Raw genomic sequence first — 13,443 nt, 5'->3', positions numbered from 1 at the left:
ATAGCAGTCGCGATCAACGGCCACCATAAACTTGGCGCCATGAGTGACACAGACTCCGCACCGTCCGTGAATTCGATGTCGCTAGCCGAACTCGACCCCGACGTCGCGGCGGCGATGAATGGTGAGTTGAGTCGTCAGCGCGACACTCTGGAAATGATCGCGTCGGAGAACTTCGTTCCACGCGCCGTCCTCCAGGCGCAGGGAAGTGTGCTGACCAACAAATACGCCGAGGGGTACCCGGGGCGTCGCTACTACGGCGGCTGCGAGTACGTCGACGTCGTCGAGGACATCGCGCGAGATCGTGCCAAGTCTCTGTTTGGTGCGGATTTCGCCAACGTGCAACCACATTCGGGTGCGCAGGCCAACGCAGCGGTGCTGCAGGCATTGATGGAACCCGGTGAGACGTTGCTTGGTCTTGATCTCGCACACGGCGGTCATCTCACGCACGGTATGCGTCTGAACTTCTCCGGCAAGCTCTACGAGAACGCCTTCTACGGAGTCAGCAAAGAAGACTTCCGCATCGACATGGACGAGGTGCGCAAGATCGCCCTCGATACCAAGCCGAAGGTCATCGTCGCCGGCTGGTCGGCGTATCCGCGAACCCTCGACTTCGAGGCATTCCGTTCGATCGCCGATGAGGTGGGTGCGTATCTATGGACCGACATGGCGCATTTCGCCGGTCTGGTCGCTGCTGGCCTGCATCCCAGCCCGGTGCCGCATTCCGACGTCGTGTCCACGACCGTGCACAAGACCCTCGGCGGGCCACGGTCGGGCCTCATCCTGGCCAAGCAGGAGTGGGCCAAGAAGCTCAACTCCGCGGTCTTCCCCGGTCAACAGGGTGGTCCGCTCATGCACGTCATCGCGGGCAAGGCTGTCGCGCTCAAGGTCGCCGGCACCGAAGAATTCGCCGACAAGCAGCGTCGCACCATTGAGGGCGCCAAGATTCTCGCGGAACGCCTGACCGGCGCCGACGTCGAGAAGGCCGGTGTCTCGGTGCTGACCGGCGGCACCGATGTGCATCTCGCGCTGGTCGATCTGCGTAATAGCTCGCTCGACGGCCAGCAAGCCGAGGATTTGCTGCACCAGGTCGGTATCACCGTGAACCGCAATGCCGTGCCGTTCGACCCGCGCCCACCGATGGTTACCTCGGGTTTGCGCATCGGTACGCCCGCGTTGGCCACTCGCGGCTTCGGCGCCGAGCAGTTCACCGAGGTCGCCGACATCATCGGTACCGCGCTGGCAGCGGGGCAGTCGGCGGACGTTTCAGCTCTGCGCGCGCGAGTGTCGCATTTGGCGTTGGACTTTCCGCTCTACGACGGCCTGGAGTCGTGGGGACTGATGAGCCGCATCTGACTTCTCAATAGTTCCCGGTGACTAGCCGGGGCAGGCGTGAATCTCGGCCCCCTCAGGGGTATCGAAGGGCATATTGCCCTTTGAACTCACTGACGGGGCCGAGGTCTTTTTTCGATCTCCTAGTGACGTGCTGACGCCAAGCTCACGGCAGACAAATTTCGATATGTGACGAGTCGCATAGCGACAGTCGCGGAGGCCAAGGAATAATTGCACTATGCAACCGGTTGCTTTCAGCAAGTAATTCATCGGAAAGGTGATCCAATGACTGTCAGTGATTCGTCAGTGGCTGCGCTGCTTGACGAGTTGATGCTGCTCGGCCGTGCCGTTCGCGCCGACATCACCCGCGCCGACGGGGCGGTCGGAGGGTTGGCCGCGCCGCTGGTCGGTGTGCTGTGGGCCTTGGACGCGTCCGGGCCAGTCCGGCAGAACTGCCTCGCCGACAAGCTCTTCGTCAGCGAATCGGTGTTGAGCCGGCAGATATCCAAGCTCGTCGCCGATGGACTGCTGGAACGCATCCGCGACGATCAAGATGGGCGGGCGACTCAAGTCGGCATCACCGAGGCTGGACGTGCTGCGCTCGCGGCCGCGATGCGCCGCCGATTCGATTGCATCGCACCCAAGTTGACTCAGTGGTCCGACGCCGATGCGACCGCCGCTCTGGGAACTCTCATGAAACTGAGATCTGCCCTCTCCCAATAGATTTCGTCGCGTGCCTCCAAGTGTCAGCGCGATGTCAAGTAGTGCTATTTCTACAATTCACGAAGGAAATCAAATGTCTGCTGCTCCAACCGCGATGAGCGCGCCGTCCGCGGCCAGCTCACCGACGATGACTCACCGCGAGGTGTTACAAGCGATGACCGGCCTGCTCGCCGGTCTCTTTACCGCTTTGCTGTCGTCGACGATCGTGGCAACCGCCCTGCCGACGATCATCGCTGATCTCAAAGGCACCCAGACCGAATATGCCTGGGTCATCACGGTTGCGCTGCTGGCAAATGCGGCGTCGACGCCGATCTGGGGCAAGCTGTCCGACCTCTTTAACAAGAAGCTGCTGGTGCAGTTGTCACTGGTGATCTTCGTTGCTGGTTCACTGATCGCGGGTATCGCCCATAACGTGCCGGTCCTGCTGATCGGCCGCGTCGTCCAGGGCGTTGGCATGGGCGGGCTGACAGCACTGGCGGTAGCAATCATCGGCTCGATCGTGTCACCGCGCGACCGTGGTCGTTACTCCGGCTACATGGGTGCGGTGATGGCGGTGTCGATGTCGGGCGGCCCAATCCTCGGCGGCGTCATCGTCGACAGCCCACTTGGATGGCGCTGGTGCTTCTTGGTTTGTGTTCCGTTGGCTCTTATCGCGCTGATCCTGCTGCAGAAGACGTTGCATATCGCGACAATTCGCAAGGACGACGTCTCGATCGACTGGCTCGGCGCGCTTCTGCTGACCTCGGGTGTCAGCGTGTTGTTGATTTGGGTGTCGTTCGCCGGTTCGAGCTATGACTGGATCTCGAAGGAAACCGCGATGTACGTCGGCGGTGGAGTGTTGCTGCTCATCGCGACGGTATTCGTCGAATCTCGGGTGGCCTCGCCGATCATCCCGCTGCGTATCGTCACCGAACGCACCACCGCGCTGGCCATTCTCGCCTCGGTGGCCGTCGGCGTCGGACTATTCGGCGCGACCACATTCCTCGGCCAGTATTTTCAGACCGCACGTCACTACTCGCCGACCGAGGCAGGCATCCTGACCATCCCGATGGTCATCGGCATGTTCGGCGGTTCGGTGGTCTCGGGGCAATTGATCACCCGCTTCGGCCGGTGGAAGCCCTTCCTGATCGGCGGCGCGACACTGCTCATCGCGGGATTCGGGTTACTCGGCACGATCGATCACCTCACGTCGCTGTGGTTGCTGGGCGTGTACATGTTCCTCGTGGGTCTCGGCACCGGCATGCTCATGCAGAACCTGGTGCTCGCTGTGCAGAACACAGTCAGCGTGCAGAACATCGGCGCCGCATCGGCGAATGTCGCCTTCTTCCGAACCTTCGGCGGTGCCATCGGCGTTTCGGTGATGGGGTCGATTCTCGCGACCCGCGTGACCAATCTGACTACCGAAGGACTGTCGAAGATCGGCATCACCGGTGCACACGCGAGTGGTGACTCATTGGACCTATCGACCCTGCCCGCGCCGGTGGTCGAGGTGGTCCGCGGAGCGTATGGCGACGCCACCGCAGCCATTTTCCTGATCGGCGCGGTATGCGCGGTGGTCGCGCTGCTGGCCGTGGTGTTCATCCCGAATCGTCCATTGCGCACGACGGTCGACATCGAGGAAGTGCCGTTCGCCGAAGAGGCAACTGTCGAGGTTGAAGCCGTCGCTTCGAGAGCGGAGGCCGATACTCGCGTGCGTGGTGCCGACAAGGCCGGGATTTAGTTCGACGCCGTCGGCTTGTATCCTTTCGGACGTGACTGTATTGCCGGAAGACGAGCTGATCATCGCACTGGAGAAGGCGCTCCCCGAGATCGCTGAGGAACATGCGGAGATCGCGACCCCGTGGAACCCGCATGATTGGGTTCCGTGGGATTCGGGTCGCAACTTCGCCTTCCTGGGCGGCGACGACTGGGATCCGTCGCAGGGCACGTTGTCACCGGAAGAGCGCGCAGCGACACTGGCGCTGCTGCTCACCAAGGACAACCTGCCGTCCTATCACCGCGTGCTCGCGATCCACTTCCCGGCATTCTCTGACTGGCGTCAGCTGGTCGGCGTGTGGACCGCGGAGGACAACCGGCACGCGATCGTGTTGCGCGACTTCCTCGTGGTGACCCGCGCTATCGATCCGCTCGACGCCGAAGAACGTCGACTGCATCACGTGACGCAGGGCTACCGGCAGCAGACCGAGAAAGTCGTCGGGCTCAGCCCGCTGGACACGCTGGCGCTGATGGCAGTGCACGAAAATCAGTGCGTCGCCTTCATCGAGCGGCTTTCGTCGGTGGTCACCGACGACGTCTACCGGCAGATCCTCGCCAAGATTGCAGGCGACGACGGTGCGCAGGCGAAGACCTTCGGCTCGTTCCTGAACGCAGGATTGGTAGCTGATCAAGAGGCAACGGTCATCGCCGTGGACAACGCGCTGGCGAAACTGGAGCAGATCGGGTCCGACGTCCGCGATTTCGACGCCGAATGGGCCCTGATCTCCGACTATGAGAATGACGAGACCAGAGGAAAGATCGCGGCAACGCTGATCGATCAGCTCAAACTCAACACCGTGCATGGTCTATCCGACGAGGCCGAGGCCGCGCGACAGCGAATCCTCGCGCTGGCCGCAGTTTAGTTGGGGATCGGTTAACCCAGATTTCACGCCGACACGCCCTCTACGAGTTCATCTCGTAGGGGGCGTCGGCGTAACTTGAGCCTTGATGGACTGCGGGGAAGCGGTCCATCCGGAAGGTTCGAATCGTGGTAGCGAAAAGCGCAGCGAGAGGACCGGCCCCGGTCCTCGCCCTTCCCGCCTGATGGCGGGAAAGAGCCAGAACCGACCGGTCACCGCAAAGCGTGTGTGCGGGCGCCGCACACACTAGGAGCCCTGACGTGACCATTCGCACCTACGTCCTCGACACCTCCGTGCTGCTGTCCGACCCTTGGGCCGTAACACGATTCGACGAGCACCACGTCGTCCTGCCGCTGGTTGTCATCAGCGAACTCGAGGGCAAACGCCATCACCACGAACTTGGTTGGTTCGCTCGGGAGGCTCTTCGCCTGCTCGATGATCTTCGGTTGGAACACGGTCGCCTCGACTTGCCGATTCCGATCGGTTCCGAGAACGGCACCATGCAGGTGGAGCTCAATCACACCGATCCGTCCGTGTTGCCCGCAGGTTTTCGAACTGACGACAACGACTCGCGAATCTTGGCTTGCGCGTTGAATCTTCGCGCTGAAGGCAAAGATGTGACGTTGGTGTCTAAGGACACTCCACTGCGAGTCAAAGCCGGTGCGGTGGGTCTGGATGCCGATGAGTACCACGCTCAGGACGTCGTCGTGTCGGGATGGTCGGGGATGGCTGAACTCGACGTCGAGCCGGCAGCTATCGACGCGTTGTTCTCCGATGGTGTCATCGACGTCGACGCGGCACGAGAATTGCCCTGCCACACTGGAATTCGCTTGCTGGGCAACGGCGCGTCGGCACTTGGCCGGGTAACGGCGACCAAGCAGGTTCAGCTAGTGCGGGGTGACCGCGAGGCCTTTGGCCTGCACGGCCGGTCCGCCGAGCAGCGAGTGGCGCTGGACTTGTTGCTCGACGACAGCGTCGGCATCGTTTCGCTCGGCGGTAAGGCTGGCACCGGCAAGTCGGCACTGGCGCTGTGCGCCGGGCTGGAGGCCGTGCTCGAACGCCGGACCCAGCGCAAGGTCGTCGTGTTCCGGCCGCTGTATGCCGTTGGCGGACAACAGCTTGGCTATCTTCCCGGTGGTGCCGACGAGAAGATGGGACCGTGGGCGCAAGCTGTCTACGACACCCTCGAAGGACTCGCCTCGCCTGAAGTGATCGACGAGGTGCTGAGCCGCGGAATGCTAGAAGTGCTGCCGCTCACGCACATTCGCGGTCGGTCGCTGCATGATTCGTTCGTCATCGTCGATGAAGCGCAGTCATTGGAGCGTAATGTCTTGCTAACGGTGTTGTCCCGCTTGGGAACTGGTTCGCGAGTGGTGCTCACGCACGACGTCGCGCAACGGGACAACTTGCGTGTGGGGCGACATGATGGCGTCGCCGCAGTCATCGAAAAGTTGAAGGGACATCCGCTGTTCGCGCATGTCACGCTGACGCGAAGCGAGCGGTCGGCGATCGCGGCGCTGGTGACGGACATGCTGGAAGAGTTCGCGCCCGGAGCATAGCGGTTTGACGGTCGGTCGAGTGATCGGTGAGCGTGGTGGATGTGGTGGGTCTCGATACACCCGCCTCGGCTAACGCCTCGCCGGGCACTCGACCAGCGGTTGACGGGCCGCGTTCGTGGTTTGGTGGGCGCTCGATTGGCGGTTGGCGGGCCGCGGTTTGATCGCTGGTCGAGTGGGTCCGCCGAGCGCTAGCGAGACGCGCCCGTATCGAGACCCCCGTGGTCGGTCGCCAGCCCAGGTACCCTCGCCCTCGTGAGTGAGAAGCTGACGGTTGGACCACACAACGGTGAATTGATCCTTCGCACGGGAGTGGCCGGGCCCGCCGCCAAGGCCGGGCACCGGCTGACCATCTCCTTTGAATCGTGGTCGGGCAGTACGACGCTGATCGGTGGTGCGCCGAGCACTGTCATGCTGTCGATTGTCGTGGATTCCCTGACGGTATTGCGCGGCGAAGGTGGCGTCACTCCACTAACTGGGGCCGAAAAGGTGGTGGCGCGATCTAACGCGCTAAAGACCCTGCAGGCGAAGAAGTTTCGCGAGATCGCCTATGTGGGCGACAGTGTCGAACCGATCGACGGCGGATACCTTGTCTCGGGTCAACTAGCGATTTGTGGGCGCACAGTGGATCAATCGATCGGTATCGATGCTTCGCAAGCCGACGCGATTTGGAGTCTCTCGGCGGCCAGCGTCATTCGGCACAGCGACGTGGGACTGAAGCCTTTCTCGCTGATGATGGGCACCCTGAAGGTCGCTGACGAAGTCGAGCTGGGCTTCCGTGCTGAGTTATCCCGCGACTAGGCCACAGCTGAAATACCGTTCACGACAATAGTTGTCGTGAAACTCGATCTAACTGTGGGCGATTTCCGTCCCTGGGCGATCGAGTCGGCCGGATTTTGGCACCGAATTGTGCCATCGCTCACCTCAGTGATCAGATCAAGACTGCCTTGTGATCCTCACGTGACTTATCGAGCCTTGACCACTGGCACACTTGTGTGGTGCTGAAGTTACTTATGAGGCAAATGAGGTTAATGGGACTCGTGGTGTTCGCGGCGATCGTGTCGCTCATCGCGGCGCCCGCCATCGCGTCGGCAGCCCCGACCACCACGCCTACCGCTCCGTCCGCCAACACCGGCGGAGCGCTGGTCGACACGGTCTTGAACACCCTCGCGGGTATCGGCGGCTCGTCAGACGGGCCTGCGACGCCGAGCAAGACGTCGCAGATGATCGTGGTCACCGCGCCCAAAGCGACCGATACCACTGCGACGCTCACCGCATTTGAGAAGAGTGCCGACGGCAAATGGTCGACATTCGCCGGTCCGGTGAAAGCGTTCCTGGGTTCGCAGGGCATGGGCGAACCGAAGGACAACGTACCGCGCACGCCGGAAGGCACCTTCGCGCTGGACCAGGCCTTTGGCCGCGACGCGAATCCCGGCACCAAGATGCCGTACTTCCAGGCGACGACCGCCGACTGGTGGGACTCCAATATGAAGTCGCCGACCTACAACACTCACGTCAAAGGCAAGAGCCCGGGTGGCGACAGCGAGAACCTGTACAACTCGGGGCCCGTATACGACTACGCGGTCAATATCGCGCATAACCCGCAGCGCACCCCGGGCAAGGCGTCGGCAATGTTCTTACACGTCACCAACGGTGAACCCACCCTGGGGTGTGTCGCGATCGACAAGGCGTCGATGAAGAAGATTCTCGCCTGGCTCGATCCGGCCAAGGAGCCGAAGATCACCATTGGCGTCAACAAGGGTGCCCCGACTGCTGACGCACCGGGAACCACCACTCCGGGTGGCGCAAACTCCAACGGCATTCTCACCGGACTGGCGAATAGCCTACTGAGCCTGATCCCTTCGATCCTTGGCACCGCGGCTGGTAGTTAGACTTCAATACTTCTGTGCGACAACAGGTCCTCGGCGCTCCGGCGTCGGGGACCTGTTTGGTTGTACCGGTTCAAGCGGTGCCGCGCAGCAACTCGAAACAGCTGGCCACCACCCCGCCGAAGTCCTCGCGCGGCTGCGCCATCATCGCCACTTGAGCTCGCGCTTGCTCGACTACCGGAGTCGTGGGATCGAGTACCGAAAGGTAACGGTCGTGGGCGGCAAGGGAATTGACAGCGGCGTCGACGAAACCGCCCACTTCAACGGCGTGGGTCGGGGTTGGGCCGTTGACGAACAGGCAGCGCGGCGGTGAGTCCATCGAGTCATATGCCTCGACGACGGCGGTCGCGAATTCGATGTGGTCGCGTTGATTCGGTGCTCCGGGCGCCCACTCGGGGCCACCGTAGGTTGCGATGACTATGTCGGGATGTGAGCGCTCGATGGTCTCGACGACTTTGCCGCGCAGTTCGGGCGTATTGAAGATGCTGCTGTCGGGGAATCCCCAGAACTCGACGTCGTAGACGCCGACTACTGCTGCCGACGCACGCTGCTCACCTTCACGCACCGGCCCGCATTCTGTCGGAGCGAGGCCTTCGATGCCGGCTTCGCCACTGGAAGCCAAGGCGTAGAACACCTTTCGCCCCTCGGATGTCCACCGGGCAACGGCCGCGGACATGCCGTACTCGGGATCGTCGGGGTGGGCGACCAGGACGAGGGCGGTGGAAAAATCGATGGGGAAGGGCAGTAGCTGAGCCATGACCCAGACGCTACGCCGAATCAGTCATCCGGCTGATGTGGTTTCGGACAAGAGGCCTAGTGCGAACCGAGGCGCGCGAGCGTGACGGCCGCCGACGCTGGTCGAGTGCGCGGGGCATATCGAGACCGCGTTCGTTGAGTGTTGTTGCTGCGCATTGGTGCTCGTGTTGCGGGGTCTCGATATGGGCTCGTCTCGCTGGCGCTCGTCGTGCCCACTCGACCGGCCATATGCAGGGCTCGTCTCGCTGGCACATGCAGGGCGCGGCTACCGCTCCCGATCCACGTTGGCCATTTTCAGGACGTCGAGACGCTTGTCGAGTTCATCTTCGGTCAGCTTGTCGCCGATGAGGCCGCGGTCGATCACCGTCTGGCGAATTGTCTTGCCCTCCTTGAGGGCTTGTTTGGCCACCGCGGCGGCCTCCTCGTAACCGATCGCGGAATTGAGTGGCGTCACGATCGACGGGGAACTCTCGGCGAGTGTCTTGAGGCGTTCTTCATTCGCGACGAGTCCGGAGATGCATCGATCGGCGAATAGGCGCGAGACGTTGGCGAGCAGTTTCAGTGACTCCAGCACATTGCGTGCCATCACCGGGATGTACACATTCAGCTCGAAAGCGCCGTTGCCACCGCCCCAGGTAACTGCTGCGTCGTTTCCGATTACCTGGGCGGCCACCTGCGTAACCGCTTCGGGCAGAACCGGATTCACCTTGCCCGGCATGATCGAACTGCCCGGCTGAAGGTCGGGTAGCTGGATTTCGCCGAGTCCGGTCAGCGGACCCGATCCCATCCAGCGCACGTCGTTGGCGATCTTCGTCAGTGAGACAGCGACGGTCTTCAACTGGCCAGACAGTTCGACTAGCCCGTCGCGAGCGGCCTGCGCCTCGAAATTATCGTCAGCCAGCGACAGGGCATCGACGCCGGTGAGCTTGACCAGCTCAGCGGTCACCTTAGTGCCGAATCCGTTGGGAGCGTTGAGTCCGGTGCCGACCGCCGTACCACCGATGGGTAGCTCGCCGACCCGCGGAAGTGTCGCGGAGACGCGTTCGATGCCGGCCTGGACCTGGCGTGCGTATCCGCCGAACTCTTGGCCGAGGGTTACCGGCACCGCATCCATCAGATGAGTGCGACCACTCTTGACCACCGAGCGCCACTGCGACGCCTTCTCCGCGAGCGCGCCATGCAGATGCTCAAGAGCTGGAATCAGATCTGTCACGACAGCCTCCGTCGCCGCCACATGGGTGGCGGTTGGGAAAGTATCATTCGACGACTGCGACATATTGACGTGATCGTTTGGATGGATCTCGACACCGTTCGCCTTCGCGATGGATGCGATAACCTCATTGGCGTTCATATTCGAGCTGGTGCCCGACCCGGTCTGAAAGACGTCGATGGGGAACTGGTCGTCGTGTTTGCCGTCGGCGATCTCGGTCGCCGCGGCGATGATCGCGTCGGCCTTCTCGGCGTCGAGCAAACCCAGGTCCTTATTCACCTGTGCGCAGGCAGCCTTGAGTAGCCCCATCGCGCGAACCTGTGCGCGTTCCAGCGGCCGATGGCTGATCGGGAAGTTCTCCACCGCGCGCTGTGTCTGTGCCCGCCAGAGCGCGTCGATGGGAACCTTAACTTCACCCATGGTGTCGTGCTCGATGCGGTACTGCTGTTCGGTCATGGCGCGGCGATCCTTCGGCGATCGGTTGGAGTAAGGGTGTCCTCACACACGTTACTGCGCGGCGGCGACGCCATGTTGTGGGGTATCCCTCAGGCGGCTAGCGTTCCGTCGAACGAATCCGCACCCCGCCAAGTGGCACGGTTACCGAGCCACTGGGGTCGGTGAAGAAATCATTGCCTTTGTCGTCGACGACGATGAACGCGGGGAAGTCTTCGACGTCGATCTTCCAGACCGCTTCCATGCCGAGTTCGGGGTACTCGATGACCTCCTGGCTCTTGATGCAGTCCAGAGCGAGTCGCGCGGCTGGCCCGCCGATAGAACCGAGGTAGAAGCCACCGTGCGCGTCACACGCGTTGGTGACCTGTTTGGAGCGATTTCCCTTGGCCAACATAACCATTGAGCCACCGGCCGCCTGGAACTGCTCGACGTAGGAGTCCATTCGGCCCGCTGTCGTCGGGCCGAATGATCCCGACGCCATCCCCTCGGGAGTCTTCGCCGGACCGGCGTAGTAGACGGGGTGATTCTTCAGGTAGTCGGGCATCGGTTCGCCCGCGTCGAGTCGCTCGGCGATCTTCGCGTGCGCGATGTCGCGGGCAACGACGAGTGGCCCGGTCAGCGACAACCTCGTCTTAACTGGGTACTGCGATAGTTGCGCGAGGATCTCCGACATCGGTCGATTGAGGTCGACATCGACCACTTCGCCGCCCTCGATATCCTCGGCGACACCGGCGTCGGGCATGTACTGGGCAGGATCGGTCTCCAACTGTTCAAGGAAGACGCCATCTGCCGTGATTTTGCCAAGTGCCTGACGATCGGCGGAACACGACACCGCGATGGCCACCGGAAGCGATGCGCCGTGACGGGGAAGCCGCACTACGCGGACGTCGTGGCAGAAGTACTTGCCGCCGAATTGTGCTCCGATACCGAAGGATTGGGTCAGTTTGAAGACTTCTTCCTCAAGTTCCGGATCGCGAAACGCGTGCCCGGCCATGGTGCCTTCAGTCGGCAGGTTGTCGAGATAATGCGCCGACGCGTATTTCGCTGTCTTGAGTGCGAACTCTGCCGACGTACCACCGACGACGACCGCGAGGTGATACGGCGGACACGCCGCCGTGCCAAGCGCGCGGATCTTCTCATCGAGATATTCAAGTAGCCGCTTGGGGTTCAGGATCGCCTTGGTCTCCTGGAACAGGAAGGATTTGTTGGCGCTGCCACCGCCCTTAGCCATGAACAGGAATTTGTACTCCGGCCCTTTCGGTCCCTGCTCGGTCGCATAGATCTCCACCTGCGCAGGCAGATTGGTGCCGGTGTTGCGCTCGTCGTACATCGTGATCGGCGCGTTCTGCGAATACCGCAGATTCAGCTTCGTGTACGCGTCGTAGACACCACGGGACACCCACTCGCCGTCGTCGACGCCGGTCAGCACGCCTTCTGATTTCTTGCCCATCACGATCGCCGTGCCGGTGTCTTGGCACATCGGTAGAACACCGCCTGCCGAAATGTTGACGTTCTTGAGCAGATCGAGTGCCACGAAGCGATCATTCCCGGACGCTTCGGGATCGTCGATGATCTTGCGCAGCTGCTTCAGATGCGCGGGTCGTAGGTAGTGGCTGATGTCATGCATCGCCGCTGCCGTCAGTTGGGTAATCGCTTCGGGGCTGACTCGAAGGAACTTCTGTCCGTCGACTTCGAAACTCGATACGCCATCGGTAGTGATCAGGCGGTACTGCGTCGCGTCGGGGCCGATCGGCAAAAGATCTGAATACAGAAAATCCGGAGCGGGGGCTGATGTGCTCACAAGCAGTGATGCTATCGCCGGGTCCGCCCCGGATATTCGGTAAGTATTGCCTTACAGGTCGATACGCGCGTACTCGCGTAGCTTCTCGACGCGGTGCACGCTCTCGACGCGACGGATCGTGCCCGACTTGGAGCGCATCACCAGTGACCGAGTGGTAGCGCCATTTGCGCGGTAGGTGACGCCGCGCAGCATGTCGCCGTTGGTGACGCCGGTGGCGCAGAAGAAGGTGTTGTCGCCGCCGACCAGATCGTCGGTGCCGAGCACGCGATCAAGATCATGGCCCGCGTCGAGTGCCTTCTGCCTCTCCTCGTCATTGCGCGGCCACAGTTTGCCCTGAATCTCGCCGCCCATACATTTCATCGCGACGGCGGTGATGATCCCTTCGGGGGTGCCGCCGACGCCCATCAAGATGTCCACCGAGCTGTAATCGCCGGCCGCAGCGACGGCGCCGGCGACATCGCCATCGGAGATGAGCCGCACCTTGGCGCCAGCCTTACGGATGTCGGCGATCAGGTCCGCATGCCGTGGCCGGTCCAGCACGACGACGGTCACGTCGCCGACCTCGATGCCCTTGGTCTTGGCGACCGAATTCACGTTCCACTCGACTGACTGGTCAATGTCGATGGCGCCCTTGGCTTCTGGACCGACGGCAATCTTATCCATGTAGAAAACGGCGGACGGATCGTACATCGCGCCGCGCTCGGCGAGTGCGATAACAGCGATCGAATTGGGACGCCCCTCGGCCATCAGCGTGGTGCCGTCGATCGGATCGACGGCGACGTCGCACTCGGGGCCTTGACCGTTGCCGACCTCTTCGCCGTTATAGAGCATCGGCGCTTCGTCCTTCTCGCCCTCACCGATTACCACGACGCCGCGCATCGAGACGGTCGAGAGCAATTCACGCATCGCATCCACGGCCGCGCCGTCGCCGCCGTTCTTGTCACCCCGGCCGACCCAGCGGCCAGCGGCGAGTGCCGCGGCCTCGGTGACTCGCACCAATTCCATCGCGAGGTTGCGGTCGGGAGCTTGTTTGGATGACGAATCGGACATTGGCGGCTCTCCTGATACGCGTGAATAGGTCGTGTCAATCCTTTCATCCCGCTTTGAGCAC

At 62.2% G+C, this 13,443-nt stretch carries 11 protein-coding genes; 7 read left to right on the top strand and 4 right to left on the bottom strand.

From position 1 onward, the window contains the following. Positions 1-75 precede the first annotated feature (75 nt). The 7 genes from glyA (at position 76) to AAFP29_RS15780 (ending at position 8,115) form a co-directional block, all read left to right on the top strand. Positions 76-1,353 (top strand): serine hydroxymethyltransferase, encoded by a 1,278-nt coding sequence (glyA, locus tag AAFP29_RS15810; RefSeq protein WP_419218750.1) that lies wholly within the window; start codon positions 76-78, stop codon positions 1,351-1,353. Positions 1,354-1,614: 261 nt separating this feature from the next. After that, positions 1,615-2,052 (top strand): MarR family winged helix-turn-helix transcriptional regulator, encoded by a 438-nt coding sequence (locus tag AAFP29_RS15805; protein ID WP_419218348.1) that lies wholly within the window; start codon positions 1,615-1,617, stop codon positions 2,050-2,052. A 73-nt stretch (positions 2,053-2,125) separates the two neighbouring features. Next, complete coding sequence (locus AAFP29_RS15800) at positions 2,126-3,772, top strand: MDR family MFS transporter (RefSeq protein ID WP_419218347.1); 1,647 nt, start codon at positions 2,126-2,128, stop codon at positions 3,770-3,772. 31 nt (positions 3,773-3,803) lie between these two features. Further along, entirely contained in the window at positions 3,804-4,670 is an 867-nt protein-coding gene (locus AAFP29_RS15795; RefSeq protein ID WP_419218346.1) for an acyl-ACP desaturase, read from the top strand. A 257-nt stretch (positions 4,671-4,927) separates the two neighbouring features. After that, on the top strand, positions 4,928-6,226 hold the full coding sequence (locus AAFP29_RS15790) for a PhoH family protein (RefSeq protein ID WP_419218345.1): 1,299 nt from the start codon (positions 4,928-4,930) through the stop codon (positions 6,224-6,226). Between the two features lie 252 nt (positions 6,227-6,478). Further along, positions 6,479-7,024, top strand: coding sequence for a YceI family protein (locus AAFP29_RS15785; RefSeq protein WP_419218344.1), 546 nt, complete (start codon positions 6,479-6,481; stop codon positions 7,022-7,024). Between the two features lie 221 nt (positions 7,025-7,245). After that, on the top strand, positions 7,246-8,115 hold the full coding sequence (locus AAFP29_RS15780) for a L,D-transpeptidase family protein (protein ID WP_419218343.1): 870 nt from the start codon (positions 7,246-7,248) through the stop codon (positions 8,113-8,115). 70 nt (positions 8,116-8,185) lie between these two features. Here the strand turns inward: AAFP29_RS15780 and AAFP29_RS15775 are convergent, their stop codons facing one another. The 4 genes from AAFP29_RS15775 to glpX form a co-directional block, all read right to left on the bottom strand. Continuing rightward, the gene (locus tag AAFP29_RS15775; protein WP_419218342.1) at positions 8,186-8,869 is read right to left on the bottom strand and encodes a PIG-L deacetylase family protein; all 684 of its coding nucleotides are present in this window, start codon (positions 8,867-8,869) and stop codon (positions 8,186-8,188) included. 264 nt (positions 8,870-9,133) lie between these two features. Beyond that, positions 9,134-10,534 (bottom strand): class II fumarate hydratase, encoded by a 1,401-nt coding sequence (locus tag AAFP29_RS15770; protein WP_419218341.1) that lies wholly within the window; start codon positions 10,532-10,534, stop codon positions 9,134-9,136. Positions 10,535-10,631: 97 nt separating this feature from the next. Further along, the gene (locus tag AAFP29_RS15765) at positions 10,632-12,332 is read right to left on the bottom strand and encodes a fumarate hydratase (protein WP_419218340.1); all 1,701 of its coding nucleotides are present in this window, start codon (positions 12,330-12,332) and stop codon (positions 10,632-10,634) included. Between the two features lie 51 nt (positions 12,333-12,383). Then, positions 12,384-13,382 (bottom strand): class II fructose-bisphosphatase, encoded by a 999-nt coding sequence (gene glpX, locus AAFP29_RS15760; RefSeq protein WP_419218339.1) that lies wholly within the window; start codon positions 13,380-13,382, stop codon positions 12,384-12,386. Positions 13,383-13,443: the final 61 nt, after the last annotated feature.

It is taken from the genome of Gordonia sp. CPCC 205333, assembly GCF_048537885.1.
GTDB lineage: Bacteria > Actinomycetota > Actinomycetes > Mycobacteriales > Mycobacteriaceae > Gordonia.
This window is presented reverse-complemented; position numbering and strand designations above follow the sequence as displayed.

Bases quoted from the DNA above. Each gene is read 5' to 3' on its own strand.
- glyA (WP_419218750.1), top strand. From the start codon at position 76: ATGTCGCTAGCCGAACTCGACCCCGACGTCGCGGCGGCGATGAATGGT.
- AAFP29_RS15805 (WP_419218348.1), top strand. From the start codon at position 1,615: ATGACTGTCAGTGATTCGTCAGTGGCTGCGCTGCTTGACGAGTTGATG.
- AAFP29_RS15800 (WP_419218347.1), top strand. From the start codon at position 2,126: ATGTCTGCTGCTCCAACCGCGATGAGCGCGCCGTCCGCGGCCAGCTCA.
- AAFP29_RS15780 (WP_419218343.1), top strand. From the start codon at position 7,246: ATGAGGTTAATGGGACTCGTGGTGTTCGCGGCGATCGTGTCGCTCATC.
- AAFP29_RS15775 (WP_419218342.1), bottom strand. From the start codon at position 8,869: ATGGCTCAGCTACTGCCCTTCCCCATCGATTTTTCCACCGCCCTCGTC.
- AAFP29_RS15770 (WP_419218341.1), bottom strand. From the start codon at position 10,534: ATGACCGAACAGCAGTACCGCATCGAGCACGACACCATGGGTGAAGTT.
- glpX (WP_419218339.1), bottom strand. From the start codon at position 13,382: ATGTCCGATTCGTCATCCAAACAAGCTCCCGACCGCAACCTCGCGATG.